The organism is Micromonospora sp. B11E3 (genome assembly GCF_039871625.1).
Lineage (GTDB): Bacteria > Actinomycetota > Actinomycetes > Mycobacteriales > Micromonosporaceae > Micromonospora.
The window spans coordinates 117221-140588 of sequence record NZ_JBDPMC010000010.1 but is presented as its reverse complement, the minus strand read 5'-3'; the positions used below and the strand labels follow the sequence as shown (position 1 = coordinate 140588).

Annotated in this window: 20 protein-coding genes; 10 read left to right on the top strand and 10 right to left on the bottom strand. The window is 72.3% G+C overall.

The window, feature by feature from the left end:
* Window positions 1-27: 27 nt before the first annotated feature.
* Window positions 28-540 carry a hypothetical protein gene (locus tag ABGB16_RS08405; RefSeq protein ID WP_347667391.1) on the bottom strand — a complete coding sequence of 171 codons (513 nt, stop codon included), beginning with the start codon at window positions 538-540 and terminating at the stop codon, window positions 28-30.
* An 85-nt stretch (window positions 541-625) separates the two neighbouring features.
* On the opposite strand from ABGB16_RS08405, the gene ABGB16_RS08400 reads away from it, so the two are divergent.
* The gene (locus tag ABGB16_RS08400; protein ID WP_347667390.1) at window positions 626-1147 is read left to right on the top strand and encodes a hypothetical protein; all 522 of its coding nucleotides are present in this window, start codon (window positions 626-628) and stop codon (window positions 1145-1147) included.
* 7 nt (window positions 1148-1154) lie between these two features.
* Window positions 1155-1640, top strand: a complete 486-nt coding sequence (locus ABGB16_RS08395) for a methylated-DNA--[protein]-cysteine S-methyltransferase (RefSeq protein ID WP_347667389.1) — start codon at window positions 1155-1157, stop codon at window positions 1638-1640.
* A gap of 70 nt (window positions 1641-1710) precedes the next feature.
* On the opposite strand, the gene ABGB16_RS08390 is transcribed toward ABGB16_RS08395, so the two are convergent.
* Together ABGB16_RS08390 and ABGB16_RS08385 are read right to left on the bottom strand one after the other, a co-directional pair.
* Window positions 1711-2790, bottom strand: a complete 1080-nt coding sequence (locus ABGB16_RS08390; RefSeq protein ID WP_347667388.1) for an inositol-3-phosphate synthase — start codon at window positions 2788-2790, stop codon at window positions 1711-1713.
* A gap of 24 nt (window positions 2791-2814) precedes the next feature.
* Window positions 2815-3450, bottom strand: a complete 636-nt coding sequence (locus ABGB16_RS08385) for a PadR family transcriptional regulator (RefSeq protein WP_347667387.1) — start codon at window positions 3448-3450, stop codon at window positions 2815-2817.
* Window positions 3451-3624: 174 nt separating this feature from the next.
* Between ABGB16_RS08385 and ABGB16_RS08380 the strand changes: the two genes are divergently transcribed.
* From ABGB16_RS08380 to ABGB16_RS08370, 3 genes are all read left to right on the top strand, one after another.
* Window positions 3625-4095 (top strand): DUF5318 domain-containing protein, encoded by a 471-nt coding sequence (locus ABGB16_RS08380; protein ID WP_347667386.1) that lies wholly within the window; start codon window positions 3625-3627, stop codon window positions 4093-4095.
* Between the two features lie 191 nt (window positions 4096-4286).
* Window positions 4287-7166 (top strand): transglycosylase domain-containing protein, encoded by a 2880-nt coding sequence (locus ABGB16_RS08375; RefSeq protein WP_347667385.1) that lies wholly within the window; start codon window positions 4287-4289, stop codon window positions 7164-7166.
* Window positions 7167-7290: 124 nt separating this feature from the next.
* On the top strand, window positions 7291-8802 hold the full coding sequence (locus ABGB16_RS08370) for a glycosyltransferase 87 family protein (protein WP_347667384.1): 1512 nt from the start codon (window positions 7291-7293) through the stop codon (window positions 8800-8802).
* 63 nt (window positions 8803-8865) lie between these two features.
* On the opposite strand, the gene ABGB16_RS08365 is transcribed toward ABGB16_RS08370, so the two are convergent.
* Together ABGB16_RS08365 and ABGB16_RS08360 are read right to left on the bottom strand one after the other, a co-directional pair.
* A complete protein-coding gene (locus ABGB16_RS08365) occupies window positions 8866-11025 on the bottom strand; it encodes a hypothetical protein (protein WP_347667383.1) in 2160 nt (719 codons plus the stop codon).
* Window positions 11022-11813 carry a deoxyribonuclease IV gene (locus ABGB16_RS08360; protein ID WP_347667382.1) on the bottom strand — a complete coding sequence of 264 codons (792 nt, stop codon included), beginning with the start codon at window positions 11811-11813 and terminating at the stop codon, window positions 11022-11024. The genes ABGB16_RS08365 and ABGB16_RS08360 overlap by 4 nt, the downstream gene beginning before the upstream one ends.
* Window positions 11814-12440: 627 nt before the next feature.
* Between ABGB16_RS08360 and rpsF the strand changes: the two genes are divergently transcribed.
* The 5 genes from rpsF to dnaB all read left to right on the top strand — a co-directional run bounded on the left by rpsF (window position 12441) and on the right by dnaB (window position 17387).
* Window positions 12441-12731, top strand: a complete 291-nt coding sequence (rpsF, locus tag ABGB16_RS08355; RefSeq protein ID WP_076468436.1) for a 30S ribosomal protein S6 — start codon at window positions 12441-12443, stop codon at window positions 12729-12731.
* 78 nt (window positions 12732-12809) lie between these two features.
* Window positions 12810-13337, top strand: a complete 528-nt coding sequence (locus ABGB16_RS08350; protein ID WP_176731587.1) for a single-stranded DNA-binding protein — start codon at window positions 12810-12812, stop codon at window positions 13335-13337.
* 41 nt (window positions 13338-13378) lie between these two features.
* Window positions 13379-13618 carry a 30S ribosomal protein S18 gene (gene rpsR / locus ABGB16_RS08345; RefSeq protein WP_007073789.1) on the top strand — a complete coding sequence of 80 codons (240 nt, stop codon included), beginning with the start codon at window positions 13379-13381 and terminating at the stop codon, window positions 13616-13618.
* Window positions 13619-13632: 14 nt separating this feature from the next.
* Window positions 13633-14079 (top strand): 50S ribosomal protein L9, encoded by a 447-nt coding sequence (rplI, locus tag ABGB16_RS08340; RefSeq protein ID WP_347667381.1) that lies wholly within the window; start codon window positions 13633-13635, stop codon window positions 14077-14079.
* 488 nt (window positions 14080-14567) lie between these two features.
* Window positions 14568-17387: a replicative DNA helicase gene (gene dnaB, locus ABGB16_RS08335; RefSeq protein WP_347667380.1), complete on the top strand. Its 2820-nt coding sequence runs from the start codon at window positions 14568-14570 to the stop codon at window positions 17385-17387.
* Window positions 17388-17447: 60 nt separating this feature from the next.
* Here the strand turns inward: dnaB and ABGB16_RS08330 are convergent, their stop codons facing one another.
* From ABGB16_RS08330 to ABGB16_RS08310, 5 genes are all read right to left on the bottom strand, one after another.
* Window positions 17448-18125, bottom strand: a complete 678-nt coding sequence (locus ABGB16_RS08330; protein ID WP_347667379.1) for a maleylpyruvate isomerase N-terminal domain-containing protein — start codon at window positions 18123-18125, stop codon at window positions 17448-17450.
* Window positions 18126-18194: 69 nt separating this feature from the next.
* Window positions 18195-18605, bottom strand: coding sequence for a zf-TFIIB domain-containing protein (locus tag ABGB16_RS08325; RefSeq protein ID WP_347667378.1), 411 nt, complete (start codon window positions 18603-18605; stop codon window positions 18195-18197).
* A 22-nt stretch (window positions 18606-18627) separates the two neighbouring features.
* Window positions 18628-19260 (bottom strand): phosphoribosyltransferase family protein, encoded by a 633-nt coding sequence (locus tag ABGB16_RS08320; protein WP_347667377.1) that lies wholly within the window; start codon window positions 19258-19260, stop codon window positions 18628-18630.
* 59 nt (window positions 19261-19319) lie between these two features.
* Entirely contained in the window at window positions 19320-20618 is a 1299-nt protein-coding gene (locus ABGB16_RS08315) for a glycosyltransferase 87 family protein (protein ID WP_347667376.1), read from the bottom strand.
* Window positions 20615-23143, bottom strand: a complete 2529-nt coding sequence (locus tag ABGB16_RS08310) for a bifunctional diguanylate cyclase/phosphodiesterase (protein ID WP_347667375.1) — start codon at window positions 23141-23143, stop codon at window positions 20615-20617. Before ABGB16_RS08310 ends, ABGB16_RS08315 begins: the two co-directional genes overlap by 4 nt.
* Between the last annotated feature and the right edge of the window lie 225 nt (window positions 23144-23368).

Genomic DNA, 23368 nt, shown 5'->3' with positions numbered 1-23368 from the left:
GGGTTTTCCGTCTCTGCGGGAAGGTTCTCAGTACGTTTCGACGTGCACGCTGGTCTCGCTCAGGGCCTCCACCACGAAGACCCGGGCGCCCAGGGGGATCGGCCGGTCGGCGCGGGCGTTCAGCTTCACCGGCTGGCCGGCGAGGCGGACCCGTACCTCGCCGTAGCCGTCGGCCGGCACCGGCGTCACGACCAGGCCGAGCGCGCCGACGAGGTCGTTGCGGGTGGGGGTGGGGTCGGTGCGCATGTTCCGCGCCGACCGGCTGAGCCGGGCCGCGAGCCACGCCGTGGGCACCGCCGCGAGCGCGCCGCCGGCCGCCGCCGCCGCGATCATGCCGGGGGTACGCCCACCGAGCAGCTCGTTGACGATCGCGGCCCCGAAGCCGAACGCGCCCGCGAACCCCGCGACCGCCTCGACCGACACCGGCCCGTCCACGTCGGCGTGGCCGAAGTGGAGCAACTCGGTGCCGAGCAGAGCCAGCGCCAGCACGCCGACGCCCGCACCGCCGATGACGAGAAAGATGAGGGTCCCCGTGGCCACGGCCCGACCGTACCGACGCGACGCAACGCCTCCGGCGGTGCTACCGGGGATGCCGACAATGGCGGGTGGCTGCGACGATGGCGTGATGGACGCCTCCAGGGCCCGGACGAACGCGCGGAGCCTGCTCGGGCTCGCCGCCGCCGCACTCGTCGTCGCAGCCGTCGTCGTGTTCGCCCCCGACTCGCCGGCGCAGCCGCGGCAACAGTGGCGACCGCCCGACGGCTACGCGCTCGCCGACACGGTCGTCCTGCCGGGCGACCACACGCTGCGCCTCTTCACGGGACCGTCCGGCTGGTACGTCGAGCGCCTCGCCGCCAACCGGCACGAGGCGGCCGTCGGAGCAATGGGAGGCGGCACGGAGTACACCGCGAGCGAGGTGCTGGGCGGGCTCGTCGGTCGCGTGCCTACGCCCGGAGCGCGGGCCGTCTCCGTGGGGTCGGGCGAGGCGGCGGCGCGGGCGAGCGTCCACTCCCAGGTGTTCCTGGTCCCCGCGTCCGTTCTGACAGAGGCCGACGAGGACGTCCCGGTGACCCCGCTCGACGCGGCCGGGAGGCCCCTCGCCGGGGAGACCCTGGTGCCGATCGCCGGGCGCGACCCGGAGGGATAATCGGCGGGTGCGCTGGACCGTGCTCGACTCCCCGATCGGCGAGTTCTCCGTGGCCACCGACGACGACGGGGTGTGCGGCGCGCACTTCGGCCGGGTGGAGTCGGCGGCCGAGACGCCGGTCGACGAGCTGTCCGGCCGGGCGCTGGCGGAGCTGCGGGCGTACTTCGCCGGCGAGCTGACCGACTTCACGGTCCCGGTGGTGGTGCGCCGGGGCTCGGAGTTCGAGCGCGCGGTGTGGCGGAAGATGACCTGCATCCCGTACGGGGAGACGCTGACCTACGGCGAGGTGGCGAAGGCGGTCGGGGATCCGGGGGCGGCCCGGGCGGTCGGGGTGGCCTGCAACCGGAACCCGATTCCCGTGATCGTGCCCTGTCATCGGATCGTCGGCGCGGGCGGCAGGCTCGTCGGCTTCGGTGGCGGCCTGCCGCGCAAGGTGACGCTGCTGGAGTTGGAAGCGGGCGTCGCCCTGCGACGCGCCTGGTCCGGCAGCTGACCGGGCCTGCTGACGCACCGAGGGCCGGGTCCGTGCGGACCCGGCCCTCGGTCGTGCTGTGGTCAGCGCGTCAGCGCTCGACCTCACCGGCGATGAACGCCTCGACGGCGGCGTGCGCCTCGTGGTCGGCGTACTGCACCGGGGGGGACTTCATGAAGTACGACGAGGCCGACAGGATCGGGCCGCCGATCTTGCGGTCCAGGGCGATCTTCGCGGCCCGGACGGCGTCGATGATGACGCCGGCCGAGTTCGGCGAGTCCCACACCTCGAGCTTCAGCTCGGCGTTGAGCGGGGCGTCGCCGAAGGAGCGGCCCTCCAGGCGGATGTACGCCCACTTGCGGTCGTCCAGCCACGGCACGTGGTCCGACGGGCCGATGTGCACGTCGCTCTTGCTCATCTCGTGCGGGATCTGGGACGTGACCGACTGGGTCTTCGAGATCTTCTTCGAGACCAGCCGGTTGCGCTCCAGCATGTTCATGAAGTCCATGTTGCCGCCGAAGTTGAGCTGGTACGTGCGCAGCAGCTCGACGCCGCGGTCCTCGAACAGCTTCGCCAGCGCGCGGTGCACGATGGTGGCGCCGACCTGGCTCTTGATGTCGTCGCCGACGATCGGCAGGCCCGCGTCCTCGAACTTCTTCGCCCACACCGGGTCGGAGGCGATGAAGACCGGCAGGGCGTTGACGAACGCGCAGCCGGCGTCGATCGCGGCCTGGGCGTAGAACTTGTCGGCCTCCTCGGAGCCCACCGGGAGGTAGGAGACGACCACGTCGACCCGGGCGTCGCGCAGCGCCTGGGCCACGTCGACCGGCGCGGCGTCCGACTCCTCGATGATCTCACGGTAGTACTGGCCCAGGCCGTCGAACGTCGGGCCGCGCTGCACGGTCACGCCGGTCGGCGGCACGTCGCACAGCTTGATCGTGTTGTTCTCGCTGGCGACGATCGCCTCCGCGAGGTCCATGCCCACCTTCTTGGCGTCCACGTCGAACGCCGCGACGAACTCCACGTCCGAGACGTGGTAGTCGCCGAAGGTGACGTGCATGAGACCCGGGACGCGGTCGGTCGGGTCGGCGTTCCGGTAGTACTCCACGCCCTGCACGAGCGACGAGGCGCAGTTACCCACACCGACGATGGCGACGCGGACGGAGCCCATAGCGTCTGCCTCCTTCTTCTTTCATCACGGCCGCTCTTTCCTGGACTCTCCAGGTGGAGGCGGGCTTTCGTTTGCTCTGCCGCCGGCCGTCCCGGGTTGCGGGACCGTCGGGGCACGACCGGAGCGCTCGTTGGCGATGAGCTCCTCCAGCCAGCGGACCTCACGCTCACAGGCATCGAGACCGTGGCGTTGCAGTTCCAGGGTGTACGCGTCGAGGCGTTCCGCCGCCCGGGCCAGCACGTCGCGAAGCCCCTCGCGGCGCTCCTCGATCTTGCGGCGGCGACCCTCCAGTATCCGCAGGCGGGTCGCCTGGTCCGTGCGGGCGAAGAACGCGAAGTGCACGCCGAATCCCGTGTCGTCGTACGTCTCGGGACCGGCCTGCGCGATCAGTTTGGCGAAGCGTTCCTTGCCCTCTGCGGTGATTTCGTAGACCACCCGACCTCGTCGGCTGGTCAGCGCGGGAACCTCCTCGGCGGTCGCGGGTGTCGTGGCGGCTTCGGTGATCCACCCCGCCGCCTGCAGTCGGCGCAGGGTCGGGTAGAGCGAGCCGTAGCTGATGGCCGCCCGGATCGCACCCAACTTGGCCGCCAACTCCTTGCGGAGTTCGTAGCCGTGCATCGGGGACTCCTGCAGGAGACCGAGGATGGCGAGCTCGAGCACGGGCCACCCCCTCTTACCCCCGACGCGGAGAGGTAACCACCGCGATGTATCGGTCCGATACATCGCACGGTAGCGGCTCACCCATGATCAGGGCAAACCCCTGTTTCGGGGTGTCGGGATCACTGATTGTGACGGCGGTCGCCTCGTCGGGCCGGACCGCGTACCCTCTTCCGCATGCGTACGCAGCGCCGGGTCGTCGACTACTCGCTCCGGAAGCGAGCGGTGCTGCGCGAGCTCCTGACCAGCCGGGTCGGCACCCACGACGTCTGCGACGCGTCGCCGTACCTGAAGAACGCCGCCCGGTTCCACGGTGAGCCGACGGAGGAGCGCTGCCCGATATGTCGCAGCGAGAACCTCGTGCATGTCCATTACATTTACGGTGACGAACTCAAGCAGTCTGCGGGTCAGGCGCGTAACCTGGCCGAGTTGTCCGTCCTGGCGATGACGCTGCGTGAGTTCCAGGTCTTCGTGGTGGAGGTGTGCCCCGGCTGTGACTGGAACCATCTCGTCGAGCAGTTCCTGCTCGGCCGGGACGGGTTGGTCGGCGACGCGGAGAACGGTACGGAGCGGGACGCGGCCGGCGGTCCGGCGTCGACTGCGGGTACCGGCCCGGTCGCCCGGCGGAGGCGAGAGGCGCAACGGTGAACGCGGCTGACCCGGTTGGCCCGAGGTGGAGGAGGCGGGACGACCGGATGCTCTTTGGCGCGAATAGTCCGATTGATCCGAAAGCTACGCGGCCGACCCGGCTGGCTCGGGCGGCGACATCGCGTGTTTCAGCTCACGGCAACCCGGTGGCGACGCGGCTGCGTCCCACCGCGACCGGCAGGGTGTGAGGAATGAACTCGTACGATCCCAGCTCTTCGCGTGGGCGGGCCCAGATCCCGGGCGCCGACGGCGACCCCGGCGCGGGCGACGCGTACCACCGCGGCGGTGCCGCCCGCGACAGCTGGTCATCAGAGGGTGCGGCAACGCCGGGCCGTGCCTCCGTGGCGCCCCGGGGCGCTGCCTCCGCCGGCCGGGCGTCGGTGGGCGGCTCCGCGTCCGTGCCGCCGCGCGGCGGTGCGTCCGGCTCGGCCTCGGTGGGTTCCGCCTCGGCTGGGCGCGGGGGCACCGGCCGCGCGTCGGTGCCCGTGTCGCCGGCTCCCGGCGGCGCGCCGGCCGGCCGTGCCGGCGCGGGCCGCGCCTCGGTGCCCGTGTCTCCGGCAGCCGGTGGCGCGTCGGCCGGGCGCGCCTCGGTCGGCGTCGGTTCGGCGGGCCGGGCGAGCGTCGGCTCCGCCGGCCGGGCCAGCGTCGGTGCCGCGGCGGTGGGCGGGCCGGCCGGTCGGGCCTCCGTCGGTAGGGCCGCGTCCGCCCCGGGCTTCGGTGGCCCGGGTGGTCCGGGTGGCCCCGGCGGGCCGACCGGGCCGGGTCGTGGCGGTCGCCGCGGTGGCGGTGCGGCCGACCCGGACGCCGTCGCGCGGGCGAAGAAGCGCCGGCGGATCAACATGATGATCGCCGGCTTCGCCGTCTTCATCATGCTCGCGGGCATCGGCGTCGTCGGCTTCACCTACTACTCCACGACCGTGGTGCTGCCCGAACAGGTGCCGATGCCGCTGTCCACCACCGTGTACGCGAAGGACAACAAGACGGTCCTCGCCAAGCTCGGCGACCAGAACCGCCAGCTCGTCAAGATCGGCGAGATCCCGCAGCACGTGCAGGACGCGGTGGCCGCCGCCGAGGACCGGAACTTCTACCGGCACTCGGGCGTCGACTACAAGGGCATCATCCGGGCCGCCTGGAACAACTTCACCGGCGGCGACAAGCAGGGTGCGTCGACCATCACCCAGCAGTACGCCCGCAACGCCTACGCAAGCCTGAAGGACGACACGTACGCCCGGAAGGTGAAGGAGGCGATCCTCGCCTCGAAGCTGAACGACCAGTACACCAAGTCCGAGATCATGGAGCACTACCTCAACGTGATCTACTTCGGGCGGGGCGCGTACGGCATCGAGGCGGCGGCGCAGACCTACTTCGGGGTGCACACCAAGCAGCTCACGGTCGCCCAGGCGGCGGTGCTCGCCGCGCTGATCAAGCAGCCGGTCTCAAGCGATGCCCACAAGGGCTACGACCCGGCGGTCAACCCGACCGACGCGAAGTCGCGGTGGACGTACGTGCTCGACGGCATGGTCGCCGAGGGCTGGCTCAACGCGGCGAACAAGCCGCAGCGGCCCACCGACGACCAGTACCCGAAGACGCTCGACCCGAAGAAGGCGGGCTCGGCCGCCTTCGGCGTGAAGACCCCGCGCGGCAACGTCATCAACTACGTCCGCGAGGAGATGGAGCAGATGGGCATCTGCTCCAACTCCGGGGCGGCGGGGAAGATCAGCTGCGTCGACGCGCTGCGCGACGGTGGCTACCGCATCCAGACCACGATCGACCCGAAGCTCCAGACCGCGGTCGAGAACACCGCGATGCGGGCGAAGAAGAACTCCGAGCTGGCCGACCAGCTCCCCAACCTGATGGCGGCGGTCGTGTCGATCGACCCGAAGACCGGCCGGGTGCTGGCGTACTACGGCGGCGACAGCGGCGCGGACTTCGACTACGCCGGCAAGAACACCGACTCCAACGGCAACCTCACCGGCGGCCACCCACCGGGCTCGTCGTTCAAGGTCTACACGCTGGCCGCCGCGATCAACGACGGCATCTCCGTGAAGTCGCACTGGGACGCCACCCCGTTCAAGCCCAAGGGCTTCAAGAACGAGGTGCAGAACGCCGGCCGCGGCGCCGGTGTCTGCGGCAAGTGGTGCACCCTGGAGGAGTCCACGATCCGGTCGTACAACGTGCCCTTCTACCACGTCACCGAGAAGATCGGGCCGGCGAAGGTGGTCGACATCGCCCGGGCGGCGGGCGTCACCACCATGTGGACCACGTCCGACAACCCGCCCAAGCCGATCGACCTGACCAAGAAGAAAGGCGAGGACGTCGCGCCTTCGCCCTTCTACCACGTGATCGGCTACGGCCAGTACCCGGTGACCGTGCTCGACCACGCGAACGGCCTGGCGACGCTCGCGAACGACGGCAAGTACAACAAGGCCCACTTCGTGCTGAAGGTCGAGCAGCAGAACGTGGACACCGGCAAGTGGGTGCTGGTGAACGGCGAGCGGCTCCGGCCGCAGCAGCGGATCCGCAGCGACGTGGCCAAGGAGGTCACCGCCGTCCTCAAGCAGATCCCCGGGCCGAACAACCGCTCGCTGGAGAACGGCCGGGAGGCCGCCGGCAAGACCGGCACCTGGGAGTACGACAGCGACGACAACGCGCACGCCTGGATGGTCGGCTACACCCCGCAGATCGCCACCGCCGTCTGGGTGGGCAGCAAGAACCCGAAGAAGCCGGAGATCAGGGACAGGAACGGCAAGGACATCGGCGGCTCCGGGCTGCCGGGCGCCATCTGGCAGCGGTACATGAACGCGGCGCTGGACGGCAGGGACAAGGAGAGCCTGCCGTCGGTCACGGGCATGGGCGACCAGGACGCCGGCAACGGCACCCAGCCGCCCCCGCCGACGCCGACGCCCGGACAGCAGGACTGCGGGCCGATGAGCATCTTCGGATGCCCGCAGCAGACCCCGACCACCCCCACGAACCCCAACGGCCCGGGCGGCCCGACCGATCCCCGGCCGGGCGGGGGCGGGACCGGCGGAGGGCTGCTGCCCACCACCCTGACCCGCGTTCGGGAGTAGCGACGACAGGCACCATCGCGAACGGCGGCCGGATCACCTTCCGGCCGCCGTTCGCGTGTCCGGTGCCCTCTCGTAGCCGCGGAGTGTTCGTCCGGGCGGCCGACGTACGGCAGGATGCCTTCTCATGAGCACCCAGTCGACGGCCGGCATCGACGACGCCGGGAGCACCGACCACCCGTCCCACTCGGACGGATTCGTCCGCGGCGCGTCCGAGGCGATCGGTGGCCCGCTCGGCGACCACGCGGTGGCCCTGGACCGCCCCGCCGGCCACGACCGGCGGTTCTGGACGGCGGCCCGGATCGTCCTGGCCCTGGCCTGCCTGACCCTCGCCCTGCACTGGGTGCAGAAGTCGCCCTGCCAGGACGGCGCCTGGCAGAACAACGTGCAGTACACCCGGATGTGCTACACCGACGTGCTGGCGCTCTACTACGCCGAGGGGCTCAACGAGGGCAAGGTGCCGTACCGGGACCACCCGGTGGAGTACCCCGTGCTCACCGGCTACTTCATGGGCGCGCTCGGCCTGCCGGTGCACGCCCTCGGCGTCGAGGACCCCCAGGTCAACCAGGGACAGTGGTTCTACAACCTGAACGCGCTCACCCTCAGCGCGCTCGCCGTCGGCACGGCCGCGGTGATCCTCGCCCTGCGCCGGCGACGACCCTGGGACGCCGCCCTCTTCGCGCTGGCCCCCGCGCTCTTCCTGACCGCCACGGTCAACTGGGACTTCCTCGCGATCGGGCTCGCCGCCTTCGGGCTCGCGGCCTGGGCGAGACGCCGGCCGGCGGTGGCCGGGGTGCTGCTCGGTCTGGCCGGCGCCGCGAAGATGTGGCCGCTGTTCCTGCTCGGGCCGATCCTGGTGCTCGCCCTGCGGGCGAACAAGCTCCGTGCCGCGCTGACCGCGCTGGCCACCGCCGTGGTCGCCCTGGTGGCGGTGAACCTGCCGGCCGCCGTTCCCTACCGCGACAACTGGGACCGCTTCTTCGAGCTGAACACCACCCGCCCCATCGACTGGGGCACCCTCTGGTACATCGGCCGATACCTCGACGGCAAGGTGAACATCGGGCTGCCCGGCGAGCAGGGGCCGTTCCAGTGGCTGAACGCCAACATCCCCACCCTGAACTACCTCTCGTACGCCCTCTTCGGCCTGGCCTGCCTCGGCGTGGCCGCGCTGGTCTGGGTGGCGCCCCGCCGACCCCGGCTGGCCCAGCTCTCCTTCCTGGTGGTCGCGGCGTTCCTGATCTTCAGCAAGGTGTGGTCGCAGCAGTTCGTGCTCTGGCTGCTGCCGCTGGCGGTGCTCGCCCGCCCCCGATGGGGCGCCTTCCTCGCCTGGCAGCTCGCCGAGGTCTGCTACTTCGCCGCCTTCTACGGGGAGCTGCTCGGCGCCTCCACCGGCCGGCCGGTCTTCCCCGAGGGGGTCTTCGTCCTCGCGTCGTCGTTGCGGCTCGGCACGGTGGTGCTGCTCTGCGTCCTCGTCGTCAGGGACATCCTGCGGCCGGAGCGGGACGTCGTGCGGCACACGTATCTCGACGACCCGGACGGCGGGGTGCTGAACGGGGCCCCGGACGCGCCGTGGTACCTCCGTCGGCGACACCGGTCCTCGGACGCGGGGGCCGTACCGGCGGGCGCCGGCGTCGCGTGAACCCACCCGGGAACGAGGGACCGCCGGCCATGGCGTGCCACGACCGGCGGCCCCTCGGAGCACTCACCGCGGGATGTGGAAGACCACCGCGTTCCCGATTTCTTCGCGAGTGACGCCCAGCGCGTCGACCGGGGCGTCGATCGTCGTCTCCCACGGCGTGCCGGCGATCCGGTCGCGCAGCAGCACCACGTTGCGGACGCCCAGGTCGCGCAGGTACGTGACGCTGGCCTGGCTCGGGAAGGTCTCGGTGACCTGACGGATCTCGGCCTGCCGGGCCGGGGTGAAGCCGCTGCCGCCGTTGACGACGTCCTGGAACCGGCTGGTCGACCAGAGCATCACCGGCTGGTCGAGGTTCTGGCTGCTCGGCAGCACCAGGGTCGGGCCGTCCACCAGGCGCATCGCGGCGGGTTGGGCCGGCACCACCGGGTGCGGCGTCGCGTTCAGCCCCTCGGCGATCACCAGCAGCAGCGGCAACACGGTCGCCAGCCGCAGCCACGGGCCGGGCCACGGCGGCACCCGTTCGGCGGCGAGCTCGCGTACCCGCACGGCGAAGGCGCTGACCGCGCCGGCGGCGAGCAGGCCGAGCAGGAGCGTCGTCCAGAGCATCATCCGCCCGGGGGTGCGCAGCCCGTTCCACCCCGGCAGGTACTCGAACAGCAGACCGTAGGTGAACGTGCCGTCGAAAAACCGGGTGCCCATCGCGAGGACGGCGGTCACCAGCACCCCGGCCAGCAGCAGCAGCCGGTGCCGCACCCGCCACACGGAGAAGAACAGCCCGCCGGCGGCCAGCGCGTACAGCACGAAGCCGGGCAGCAGGGTCATCTCCGGGGGCCAGGGCAGCGCCGACCGCGCGCCCTCGTGCAGGTCTCCCCAGACCCGGGACTCGGCGGGGGCGGTGAAGAAGCCCCAGAACGGCGGGGAGTAGACGTCGATGTCGGCGAGGGTCCGCGCGGCGTTCGGGTGCAACTCGGCGACCTTGAAGTAGGGGACGGCCAGCAGCCCGCCCACCCCGGCGAAGAGCGCCGCGCCCAGCCCGTCGGCGACGAGGAGCCGGAACCCGAACGGCCGCCGGGCCGACCGGCGCCGGACGAACCAGGCCACCGTGGCGACCAGCGTCGCCCCCGCCAGGAAGTACGCGAACGGCAGCCCGACGCCGAAGCCCAGGCTGAGCTGCCACGCCGCCACCAGCCACCCGGCGAACGCCCAGCCGGCGTGCCGCCGCTCCGGACGGTAGCCGTGGCGCAGGGACCAGCCGTGCCCCCGGGCCAGCATGGCCAGCGCCAGCGGAATGCCGCCGTTGGAGACCACGTGCAGGTGCCCGGCCTGGGCGAGCAGCCAAGGGGCGTACGTGTAGCCGGCCCCGGCCACCGCCGCGCCCGCGCGGCCCGCGCCGAGCTGCCGAGCCAGCGCGTACGCGCCGAGCGTGGCCAGCGCGTGGGCCAGCACGAACATGATGTTGTAACGCAGCACGGCGGCCCCGGGGCCGGTCCCGAGCATGCCGGCCGGCGCGTAGCCCAGCAGGGTGTCCGAGAAGGCGAAGCTCCACGGCTCGGGGAAGAAGGTGTTGGACTGCCACAGCTGCGCCGGGTTGGTCAGCAGGATGTGCCCCGACCAGGCCATCTGCCAGGCCTGGAGGCTCGGGTCCCAGTAGTCCTGCGGCAGCGTGTAGAGCGGGTAGCGCAGTGTCGGCCAGGTGAGCGCGACGGCCAGCGCCAGCGAGGCCAGCACGGCCAGCGTCCACTCGTGGACGAGGCACCGGCCCACCGCCCGCAGCACCCGGCGCACCCGCCCCGGCACGGGCTCGGGTGCGGGGGCGAACGCCTGCCACGGGTCCGCCTTGTCCCCGCCGGCCGCCTTGTCCCCGCCGGCCGGCTTGTCCCCGTCGGTTGCCTTGTCCGCGTCGGCCGGCTTGTCGGCGTCGACGCTCTCTCCAGCGTCGCCGTTCCCGCTCCTGCCGGCGTCGCCCGTGTCGCCGTTCTTGCCGGTGTCGCCGTTCTTGCCGGCGTCGCCGTCCTTGCCCGTGTCGCCGTTGTCCTTGCCGTCGGTGCCCTCGGCGGCGTCGGCGTTCCTGCCACCGGCCGTGTCCTCGTCGTGCCCGGGCGCCGGCCCGGCGGCGGCGTCCGCGTGGTCTTCCTCCCTCTCGGGAGTCTTTTCGCCATCTTCCCCGGCGGACGGCTGCTGGACCCGCTCCTTGCCGGCGGTGCCGGACTGGTCGGTCGTCATGCGGTCGCACCCTCCGCCCCGAGCCGGTCGCGCAGGAAGGCGATGTCGCCGCCCTGGCCGTCCGCCCCGCCCGGGGTCTCCACGATCACCGGCGCGTCCGCCGCCCGGATCACGGCCACCACCAGCTCCGGGTCGATCGTGCCGCCCGCGAGGTTGTCGTGCCGGTCCCGGCCCGAGCCGAACCCGTCCTTCGAGTTGTTGGCGTGCACCAGGTCGATCCGCCCGGTGATCGCCTTGACCCGGTCGACCAGGTCGAGCAACTCCTCGCCGCCCGCGTGGGCATGGCAGGTGTCCAGGCAGAAGCCCACCTCGTACTCGCCGACGGCGTCCCACAACCGGGCCAGCGCGTCGAGGCGCCGGGCGCAGGCGTTGTCGCCGCCGGCCGTGTTCTCGATCAGCACCGGCAGGGCGAAGCCACCGGCCTCCGCCGCGTACGCGAACGTCTTGCGCCAGTTGTCGAACCCGACGGCCAGGTCGTCACCCGCGTTGACGTGGCCGCCGTGCACGATCAGGCCCTTCGCGCCGATCTCGGCCGCCGCGGTGGCGTGGCCGAGCAGCAGCTTGCGGCTCGGGATCCGGATCCGGTTGTTGAGCGTCGCCACGTTGACGACGTACGGCGCGTGGACGTAGAGGTCGACCTCGGCCGCACGTAACCGGTCGGCGTCCTCCCGCGGTGTCGGGGCCTTCCAGCCCTGCGGGTCGGAGAGGAAGAACTGAACGGCCTCGGCCCTCCGGGCGGCCGCCTCCGACAGCGGGTCGGCGGAATCGACGTGGGCTCCGATACGCATGCAGGCGAGCCTACGTCCCGGGGCCGACGCCCGGGGTGACGGTGGGGCCGGGTGGCGGTGTCCCTTCGATCGGCCGGCGTCACCCCGGGGCGCGCCCGGTCGTTGACCGGGTGGGATCGACGGCCAGCTCTCGGCGCGCGGGCCACAACGCGCGCCGGGCCCGAGCCGGCGGAGCAGCGGGACACCCGGCGCGCGGCCCGGCGGGCCGGCAACCGTCCCGGTGCTCACTCCCAGGGGATCGCCACAGGATGTCGGGGAAAAGTTCTATTTCCGCCCACATGTGACGAGAGCCGTAGTACCGTCAGATAACAACGTGATAAAGCTCCGCGGGGCGTCTCCGGTCCAACCTCATCGGTGTGGTCGTTCCTCCCCAGGTCCCACCCAAGGAATGCGGACGGGACGCCCCGCGGCCTCGTGACCGGGGGCCCGGGTCCGACGCGACGTCGGCCCGGGCCCCCGGTGCCGCGCCCGGTCCGCCCGACCTGCCCGGGCGTGATCGTTCGGGCCGGGTATCCTGGTCCGGTTGTCCGCATCCGGCCGGGTCCCCCCGTTCCGGAGCGGGCCACGACGCACGACCTCCTGCCACGGAAGGACCGTGGCCGCTAGCCCACAGGAGGTGAGCACGTCTTGCGTCATTACGAGATCATGGTGATCCTCGACCCCAGCCTCGAGGAGCGCACCGTCGCCCCGTCGCTCGACACGTACCTGAACGTGATCCGGACCGCGGGTGGCTCGGTGGAGAAGACCGACGTGTGGGGCCGCCGGCGCCTCGCGTACGAGATCAACAAGAAGGCCGAGGGCATCTACGCCGTCATCGACCTGCAGGCGACGCCCGCGGCGGTGGCCGAGCTGGACCGCCAGCTGCGGCTCAACGAGTCCGTGCTGCGCACCAAGGTCATCCGGCCGGAGATGCGCTAAGCATCCACACCCGGTTCACCCGGACCAGCCTCATCGACGCTGTCGGAGGGCTCTGAGAGCCTGTACGGCGAACGATGAGTGCGCGAGGAGATGGTCATGGCAGGAGACACCACCATCACGGTCATCGGCAATCTGACCGATGACCCCGAGTTGCGGTTCACCCCCTCCGGGGCTGCGGTCGCCAAGTTCCGGGTCGCCTCGACGCCCCGGTTCATGGACAAGGCGTCCGGCGAGTGGAAGGACGGCGAGCCGTTGTTCCTCTCGTGCACCGTCTGGCGGCAGGCCGCCGAGCACGTCGCCGAGTCGCTGCAGCGCGGCGCCCGCGTGATCGTGTCGGGCCGGCTGCGTCAGCGGTCGTACGAGACCCGCGAGGGTGAGAAGCGCACCGTCATCGAGCTCGAGGTCGACGAGATCGGCCCGTCGCTGCGCTACGCCACGGCGAAGGTGCAGAAGATGTCCCGCTCCGGCGGCGGTGGCGGCGGCTTCGGCGGCGGTGGTGGCCAGGGCGGCGGAGGCAACTTCGACGACCCCTGGGCCTCGGCCGCTCCGGCACCCTCGCGCGGTGGTTCGGGTGGCGGAAACTTCGACGAGGAGCCCCCGTTCTAATGGCGCCGAGCGCCCGCGATCGCAAACCAGGAGCAAGAGCAATGGCCAAGGCTGCGGCACTTCGCAAGCCGAAGAAGAAGGTGAACCCGCTCGACAAGGACGGGATCACCTACATCGACTACAAGGACACCGCGCTGCTGCGCAAGTTCATCTCCGACCGCGGCAAGATCCGCGCTCGGCGGGTGACCGGCGTGACCTCGCAGCAGCAGCGGCAGATCGCCCGTGCGGTCAAGAACGCCCGCGAGATGGCGCTCCTGCCGTACACGGCCACGGCCCGCTGAGAGGAGGCACCGATATGAAGATCATCCTGACTCAGGAGGTGTCCGGCCTCGGTGCCCCCGGCGACATCGTCGAGGTCAAGGACGGCTACGGCCGTAACTACCTGCTGCCGCAGGGCTTCGCGATCGCCTGGACCAAGGGCGCGGAGAAGCAGGTCACGGTCATCAAGCGGGCCCGCGCGGCCCGCGAGATCCGCGACCTCGGCCACGCCAACGAGGTCAAGGCCCAGCTCGAGGGTCTCAAGGTCAGCCTGAAGGCCCGCGCCGGCGACGGCGGCCGCCTCTTCGGCTCGGTCACCCCGGCCGAGGTCGTCGACGCCGTCAAGGCGGCCGGCGGCCCGACCCTGGACCGTCGTCGGCTGGAGCTGTCCGGCCAGATCAAGTCGCTCGGCGCGCACCCGGTCAGCGTCAAGCTGCACCCCGAGGTGACCGCCAAGTTCGACCTGAACGTCGTCAAGGGCTGACACCCACCAGCAGCACGACAGGGCCCGCACCGGTTCGCCGGTGCGGGCCCTGTTCGTCATGCCAGGCCCCGTCCGGCTCCGGCCGGGCAGGCGAACCTCACGGCCCGTCGAGGTGTAGCCGTTTGCCGGGCGGTACGGGACGAAGGGCTGACCGAGCTCACCGGAAATTTTAATCCACAGGCTGTGGATTGAGTTTTCGCAGCTCACGGTGCTGTGGGCGAGAATTCCCCAACAGTTGTCCACAGTCTGTGCACACCCTGCGCACATGCTTGTCCACCGGCGTCCACAGGTTGTCCCGAGGCTCGTCCACCGCTTCGGTTGAGTCGCTGACCTCGGGTTCCGTATGGTTGCCTCTCGACCGACGGTGCGATGACCCCCCGATCGACCCGACCGGTCCGATTGGAAACAGTCGCGCCCGGCGGCGACGATCTGCGGCGGCTGCCGGAGGTCGAGCGGTAACGCAGCCGACGCAGCGGAGGGGGGACCCGGTGTCGGTCACCGACGACATGCGGACGGAGCAGCGCGGCGGCCAGCCGCCGGCCCCCGCGCAACGCGACGCCCAGTTCGAGCGGACTCCGCCCCAGGACGTGGCCGCCGAGCAGTGCGTCCTCGGCGGCATGCTGCTGTCCAAGGACGCCATCGCCGACGTCGTCGAGATCCTGAAGTCCAACGACTTCTACCGGCCGGCGCACGCCACCATCTTCGACGCCATCCTCGACATCTACGGCCGGGGCGAGCCCGCCGACCCGATCACCGTGGCCGCCGCCCTGGCCGACTCCGGCGACCTGGCCCGCATCGGCGGCGCCCCGTACCTGCACACGCTGATCGCGAGCGTGCCCACCGCCGCCAACGCCGCTTACTACGCCCGCATCGTCGGCGAGCGGGCGGTGCTCCGCCGGCTGGTCGAGGCCGGCACCAAGATCGTTCAGCTCGGGTACGGCACCGGCAACGGCGGCAGCCGGGACGTCGACGACGTCGTCGACCTGGCCCAGCAGGCCGTGTACGAGGTCACCGAGCGCCGGGTCAGCGAGGACTTCGCCGTACTGGCGGACATGCTCCAGCCGACCCTCGACGAGATCGAGGCGGTCGGCGCGCAGGGCGGCGTGATGACCGGCGTGCCGACCGGCTTCACCGACCTGGACCGGCTGCTGAACGGCCTGCACCCAGGGCAATTGATCATCGTGGCCGGCCGGCCGGGTCTGGGCAAGGCGCTGGCCCTCGACACGCCGCTGCCGACGCCCGACGGATGGACGACCATGGGCGAGGTGACCGTCGGCGACCAGCTGCTCGCCGCGGACGGCAGCCCGACCACGGTGACCGCCGCGTTCGACGTCATGCACGGCCGCCCCTGCTACGAGGTCGAGTTCTCGGACGGCACGATCATCGTGGCCGACGCCGAGCACCTGTGGAAGACGACCACCAGGGCGAGCCGGCGGCAGCCGGCACAGCGCGTCCGCCAGTACTGGCCAGAGTCCTCGCTGGCAAAGGTGCGGGCCGCGCACGCCGCCATCGGCGCGGACGGCCGGAGACCGGTGACCCTCGCGGAGACTCTGGAACAGGTGTGCCCGGAGTTCCGGAACGTCCTGCACACGGTCGCCCGGCAGGTCGGGTCCGACAGCCGGATCAGCCGGCCGGTGACCCGCGCCGGCAAGGCCCGGAACTGGACGGCCCCGGGCTACCCGGCCGGACCGCTGCTGAACGGTCTGCTGGAGCGAGCCGAGCGGCAGGTCAAGACGGGAGCCCGGGCGCACCACGACGGGGTGGTCACCACGGCCCAGATCGCGGCCACCCTGCGTACCGACACGACGGATCGTCGGCTCAACCATGCCGTGGAGAACTGCGGGCCGCTCCGCCTTCCGGAGCGCGACCTCGTCGTCCCGCCGTACACGCTGGGCGTCTGGCTCGGCGGCGGGCACACCGGCGCGAGCCGCTTCAGCACCGCCGACCCCGAGATGATCGACCACGTCGAGCGGGACGGGTTCGTCGTCCGGCCGAGCGGCCCGATGGCCTACACGATCCTGCTGCCTCCGACAGCGAGGCGAGCGGACGGCAGTTGCGCCAACTGCGGGCGTTCCACCCGCGCCCTCCGCGAGAACCCGCAGATCCTGCGCTGCGCCGACTGCCGCACCCGGCACGGCTCGTTCCTGGCGCTGCTCCGCCAGGCGGGTGTGGCCGCCGACAAGCACATCCCCCGGGACTACCTCCGGGCCTCCGAGGCGCAGCGCCGGGCCCTGCTCGCCGGCCTCATGGACACCGACGGCACGGTCGCACCGGCCGGCAACCTCCAGTACACCTCCACCTCCCGGCGACTCGCCGAGGACGTTCGGGAGTTGGTCGTCAGCCTGGGCTACCGGTGCACGGTCAACGAGAAGGCGGTACCCGACCGGACCGCTGACTCCTCCACGGCGTACACCTTGAACTTCTCCACCCCCGACCGGATCTTCCGGTTGGAACGGAAGCACGCGGCGCACGTGGCGCGGCGGCGGACGTCGTCCGACGTCCGGACGACGTCCCGGTTCATCGTGGACGTCCGGCCCGTTCCGAGCGTGCCGGTCCGGTGCGTCACCGTCGACAACCCGGATCACCTCTACCTGGCCAGCCACGCGATGATCCCGACGCACAACAGCACGGCGTCGATGGACTTCGCCCGGAACGCGGCCATCAGGGCCAACCAGGCGTCGGCGATCTTCTCACTGGAAATGAGCAAGGTCGAGATCGTCATGCGACTGCTCTCGGCCGAGGCCCGGGTGCCGCTGCACGTGCTGCGCAGCGGGCAGCTCTCGGACGACGACTGGACGAAGCTGGCCCGTTGCATGGGCGAGATCAGCGAGGCGCCGCTCTTCGTCGACGACACGCCGAGCATGAACCTGATGGAGATCCGGGCCAAGGCGCGCCGGCTCAAGCAGAAGCACGACCTCAAGCTGATCGTGGTCGACTATCTCCAGCTCATGACGTCGCCGAAGCGCACCGAGAGCCGACAGCAGGAGGTCGCGGACCTGTCCCGTGGCCTCAAGCTGCTGGCCAAGGAGGTCGAGTGCCCGGTTATCGCGGTGAGCCAGCTCAACCGTGGTCCGGAGCAGCGTACGGACAAGCGGCCTCAATTGTCCGATTTGCGCGAGTCTGGCTCGATTGAGCAAGATGCTGACGTTGTGATACTTTTGCACCGGGACGACTACTACGACAAGGAGTCCCCGCGGGCGGGTGAAGCGGATTTCATCGTGGCCAAGCACAGAAACGGGCCGACGGACAGCATCACCGTGGCCGCGCAACTCCACCTGTCCCGCTTCGTCGACATGGCCATCGTCTGATCAGGTCGGCCCTGGAGGGGCTGGCGGACGCCCGGACGGCCGCGATGGTCGGACGCGCGGTCAGCCGATCAGCGGGAACCAGCCGGCGGCCTCGCCGAGCGCGAGCCGGTCGGAATCCGTCAGCGGCACCCGGCCGGCGGCCTTGAGCAGGAACTCGCGGTCGCCCCAGTCGGCCGGGCGGACCGCGTCGTCGGGGAGCAGGCCCGCCAGGGAGGTCACCGCGACCCGGACCGGCAGCTCGGCGGGCGGCGGGGCGTCCGGGAGGTCCACCACCAGGTCGAGGTGGTGCAGGACCGCCTCGGTGGTGAGCGTGGCGAGCAGGTCCGGCACGCGGAGCACGTACCCCTGGGTGGTGACGAAGCCGGCCGGGGCGGCCACGCCGGCGGCCCGGACGGCGGCGGGGGCCGTGTCCGTCCAGACCCGGACCACACCGCTCGGCCGGTCGAAGGCGGCGGCCGAGCGCCGGGCCCACCAGGCGTGGCGGGCCGCGCCGTCTCCGCCGGACGGGAACGCGCGCCAGTAGGTGACGCCGTCGACGACGGCCGGGCCGTCGGCGGGACTGGCGAGCGCGACCAGCGCCCGCTGGGCGTCGCAGAGCAGGTGGAACAGCAGGTCGGCGACGTGCCAGCCCCGACACCGGGTCGGCCGTTGCAGATCCTCGTCGCCGAGCGGGGCCACCACGGCGGTGACGCCGGCGTACGCCTGGGCCAGGGCCTCGTGCTGGTCGACGGCTGTCATGTGACGCAGCCTCGCACGAACCACCCCGTGCGGCACGTCGGCGGCCAGGGACCACGGCCGGCGACCGGCTCAGTCGAACAGTTCGCCGAGGAAGCCGTGGTGCTTCTTGCGGCGGTAGTGGCCGTGGTAGCCGTAGTGCCCGCCGTACGCCGGCGCGGGCGCCGGCGGGTAGCCGTGCGCGGGCGGCGGGGGTGGGGGCGGCGGCACCGCGCCGTAGCCGGGCTGGTGCGGCGGGTGCGCCTGGTGCGCGGGCGGCGGAGGCGGGGGCGGCGGGTACCCGCCGGGCGCCTGGGCCGGCTGTGCCGAGGTCGGGGCGGCCGCCGCCTGCTGACGGTTCCAGTTCGCCTCCGCCTCGAACAGCTTCTCCAGTTCGCCGCGGTCGAGGAAGATTCCCCGGCACTCGCCGCACTGGTCGATGACGACTCCGCTGCGCTCGTACTGGCGCATGTCTCCGTGGCATTTGGGACAGGTGAGCTGCATTACCCGAAGGTACCCGGTTCCGTCACGCGGTCGCGGCAAGCGCCTCGGTCACCTCGTCGTCGGAAACCTCGCGGAAGTCCTCGTAGTACTGGCTGACCGCGCCGAAGTCGACGGGCCGCTGGTCGCAGATCACCTCGTCGGCCTCGGCGGACAGCATCTCGAACGCCTGCTGGGAGCCGACGGGGACGGCGACCACCACCCGGCGGGCGCCGAGTTGCCGGGACACGGCGACCGCGGCGCGGGCGGTGGCGCCGGTGGCCAGGCCGTCGTCGACGATGACGGCGGTGCGTCCCGTCAGCTCCAGCGGTGGTCGGCCGGCGCGGTAGAGGCGTTCGCGTCGCTCCAGTTCCGCCTGCTCGCGGCGCTGCACCTCGGCGATGTCCTCGGGTGTGAGCCGGTCGGCCACCATCTCGTTGAGCACCCGGACCCCGTTCGGGCCGAGCGCGCCGAAGGCCACCTCGGACGCCCAGGGCACGCCGAGCTTGCGTACCACCAGCACGTCGAGGGGTGTGCCGAGCCGCTCGGCGACGACCTGGGCCACCGGCACCCCACCGCGGACCAGCCCGAGCACGGTGACGTCCCGCTGCCCGGTCAGTCCCGCGAGCCGGTCGGCGAGTATCCGGCCGGCTTCGTCCCGGTTACGGTAGATCCTCATTCCTAAGGTGTACGCCCTGCCGGCCGGCCCGCGCGGGCACTCGGCGGGAACCGGCCCGGTCAGGGGGTGGCGGCGGACCGCCGGACGCCTCCGGCCAGGGCGGGGGCCCAGGCCAGCAGGGCGATCGGGTACAGCAGGTACCCGAAGCGGGTCGAGGGCATCAGCAGGATCGCGGCGAGCAGCCCGTACCCGCAGATCGCGGCGGTGGCGACGGCCGTGCGGGGCGGGCGGCGCAGCAGCCGGACGGCGATCCCGACGCCGGCCGCGACGAGCAGCGCGGCGGCGACCACCCGGCCGGCGGGCAGCGCGGTCGCGATCAGGTGCCCGGGAAACGGGGACTGCGCCGGGCTGGTGACCAGGCCGTGGCCGAGGGGGAAGCGCAGCACGTTCTCGACCAGCGCGTCGCGGTCGACGAGCAGGGCCGGGACGAGGGCGAGCGCCGGTACGCCGAGCGCGCCGGCGGCGAGTCGCACGGTGGACCGGCGGGTCGCCGCCCAGGCGATCAGCACGAGCGCGACCGGCCAGGCGAAGAGCTTCAGCGCGCCGGCGAGCCCGATCGCGAGGCCCGCCCGGCCGGGGCGGCCGGCGGCGGCGAAGGCGAGGGCCAGCAGGCACAGAGCGAGCACGGGCAGGTCGTCGCCGCCGGTGGCCAGGGTGAGGGCGCAGACCGGCAGTACGGTCGCGGCCTGCACGCCGCGCAGCACCGCCGCCGCCAACGGGCCGTGGCCGGCCCCGTGCGGGGGACGCAGGGCGCGCACGGCCAGAGCGAGGGCCACGGCCGTGCCCACCGCGAACCACACCCGCGCGTCGGTCCACCAACCGTCGGCGAGGGCGCGGGGCAGGCCGAACACCGCCATCCCCGGCTGGTACGGGGTGTAGCCGAGCAGCCGCTCGTCGGCGGGGAGCGCGGCGATCGCGTCGTGCCCGAGGTACGGGGTGCCGGTGTCCACCAGCCGGGCGGCGGCGTGCTCGACGACGACGACCTCCTCCTGCGCCCGGTCGGTGCGGCCGGCCGCCCGCTGCGCGCCCTGCCAGATCAGGGGCAGCAGGGCGGTGGTGGCCCAGGCGAAGCCGGTGACCGCCCAGCGGGCCGGCAGCCCGGCGAGCGCCGAGCCGGGGTCGCGGCGGCGGGCGGCCAACTGGCCGGCGACGGCGAGCGCGGCGAGGAGGTACCCGACCGCCGCCACCGCTCCCCAGGCGCGGTGCGGCAGCAGGGTCGAGGTGCCGGCGGTGACCGCGGCGAACACGGCCGAGGCGGCGTACAGGCCCAGGTCGAGGCCGAGGCCGCCGGCGGCAGCGTCCACCCGCCGCCAGCTGCCGGGCGTACGGGCGGTCCGGTCGTCGACGGCGGCGGTCACGCGGGCAAGTGTGGCAGACGCTCCCCGCGGCCCCGGCCGGCCTGCCGCCGGCCGGCGGGGAGTCGGACCACCGCGCCCACGTCGTGCAGCGGGGGCGCCAGGGCACCGGGGCGTCTGTCGAAGCCGCGCCGCAGGGTGGAGAGCAGTGATCCGGCCGACACGGGGCGCCCGAACAGGTGCCCCTGTCCGGCGGCGCAGCCCAGGTCCCAGAGCGTGCGGCGCTGCGGCTCGCTCTCCACGCCCTCGGCGACCACGACGAGGCCGAGGCTGCGGCCGAGGTCGAGGGTGGACCGGATGACGGCGGCCTCGGCCGACCCCTCCATCGCCATCACGAAGCTGCGGTCGATCTTCAGTTCGTGCACAGGGATGCGGGAGAGCAGGGAGAGCGAGGAGTAGCCGGTGCCGAAGTCGTCGAGGGCCAGGCGTACGCCCTCGTCCCGCAGCCGGCTGAGCACCCGGTCGACGACGTCGAGCTGGCTGAGCGTCAGCGTCTCGGTCAGTTCGAGGACGAGCCGGTCGGGCGGCAGGTCGTGGGCGCGCAGCCGGGCCAGCACGGAACCGGGGAAGCGGGCGTCGAGCAGGCTGCGTGGCGACACGTTGACCGCCACGGGCAGGTCGAAGCCGGCCTTGCGCCAGCTGCCCGCCGCGATCAGCGCCTGGTCGAGGATGGCCTCGGCGAACGCCGGGAGCAGGCCGGAGCGTTCCACCGCCTCCAGGAAGCGCAGCGGGTCGATCAGCCCGTGGACGGGGTGGCGCCACCGGGCCAGCGCCTCCGCGCCGGTGACCTCGCCGGTGCCCAGGTCGACGATGGGCTGGAAGTTGACGGTGAACTCCTGGTCGGCGACCGCGCGGGGCAGCTCCCCGCCGAGGGTCAGCCGGCCGAGGTCGCCGGTGTCCCGCGTCGGGGCGTACGTGGAGATCCGTTGGCCGGCCCGCTTCGCCTGGTACATCGCCACGTCGGCGCGGCGCAGCAGCTCGGGCATCCCGCCGCTGGTCGGGGCGACGGCGATGCCGCCGCTGGCCTCCACGCTGATCCGCATGCCGTCCAGGTCGAGCGGCTCGTGCAGGGCGGCGAGCAGCGCCTCCGCCCGGTGCGCGGCAACCGCCGGGGCCGGCAGGCCGCGCAGCAGTACGGCGAACTCGTCGCCGCCGAGGCGGGCCACCAGGTCGCCCGTCTGGGCCGCCCCGCACAGCCGGTCGGCGACCTGGGTGAGGACCCGGTCCCCGGCGGCGTGGCCGAGGGTGTCGTTGACCTCCTTGAAGTGGTTGAGGTCGACGAGCACCAGCGCGGTGATCCCGTCTGCGCGCCGGGCGTCGAGCTGCTCGCCGCCCTGCTCCAGCAGCTGTCGACGGTTGGCCAGCCCGGTCAGCGCGTCGTGGGTCGCCGCGTACGCGTGCTCCTCGGCGACGCGGGCCAGTTCGGCGTACGCCTGGGCGTTGCGGACCGCCGTGCAGAGCGCCGAGGCGAAGGTACGCAGGGTGTACTGCTCCCGCTCGGAGAGCTGGACCGGACCCCGGAAGCGCAACCGGAGCACGCCGAGGTCGACGCTGCGGTCGTGCCCCTCCAGGCGTACCTCGATCACCGACCCGTCCACCTCGCTGGTCCGCTCGGCCGGACCGTCGTAGGTAAGCGCGCCGGCGGCGCCGCGGACCGTCCGGTCACCCTCGCGGAGCGCGATCTCGACCTCGTCGGCGGAGAAGAGTTCGGCGGCCTGGGTGACGGCGGTGGTGAGGACCTTGTCGAGGTCGACGACGTTGAGCGCGTCCGTGGTGCGCGCCAGCCGCTGCCACGCGTCCCGTTCCGCGCGGCTGCGGACCCGGCTGGAGTACGCGAGATGCAGGCTCAACACCAGTGGCGGCACGACGATGAGGAAGCTCGGGTTGTGGTTGAGGATCAGCAGGGTGCAGACGATCACCAGGAACCTGGCGATGGCACTCGCGATGCGAAGGTCGTAGTGCTCGGTGAAGAGCGCCCGTATCTGGGTCCGGGTGGCGAGGGCGATGACCGGGAAGGTCAGCGCCTCGTCCAGCACCACGAGGACCAGGTACGCCGCGACGAGGGTCGGCACGGCGCGGTGGAGGGGGCCGGTCATCGGCCAGGACCAGCCGGCCAGCAGCAGCACGAGCCCGCCGGCCGCGGCGGTGACGGTGTCCTTCGCCACGCCGAACGCGAGCTTGATGGGTGTCACCCGGACGATCGCGCGGGCTATGCCGACACCGAGGCCGGTCGCGAGGATCACCCAGGGCACGGGCGCCACGGCGAGCCCGATGATCGCGGCGACCTCCGTCCAGGAGATGCCGTGGGTCGTGGCCCGGATACGCACCCGGACGTTGACCGTCGCTCCCACGGCGACGAGGAAGGTGACCGTCGCCGCGGTGGCGAGATCGTGTGTGGTCGGCGCGCCTACGCGCCGGAGGAAATGAAGGCTGAGAAGGATCGCCACCGCGGCGGTGAACACGACGAGACCGACAAGCAGCACCAGCCGCCGATCGGTCTCACTGTCGTTGTTGACGGTCCGGGTCACGTCCCATCCTCTGCCGCAGGCGATTTCTGGCAGTGCGTGTCTCGGACTTTACGGCCGGTCAGGTCGCGGGTGAAGGGCCCGGTCAGAGCCAGTCGTGAGCCTTCATGGCTGCCACCTTCCGTCTGAGGATCTTCGAGGTCGACGCCTGCCCGGGCCTGGCCGACGAGCAGATGTTATGCCCTTTCGGCCGTGTTCGGGGCATTCTGTGTCCATATGCGCAGTATG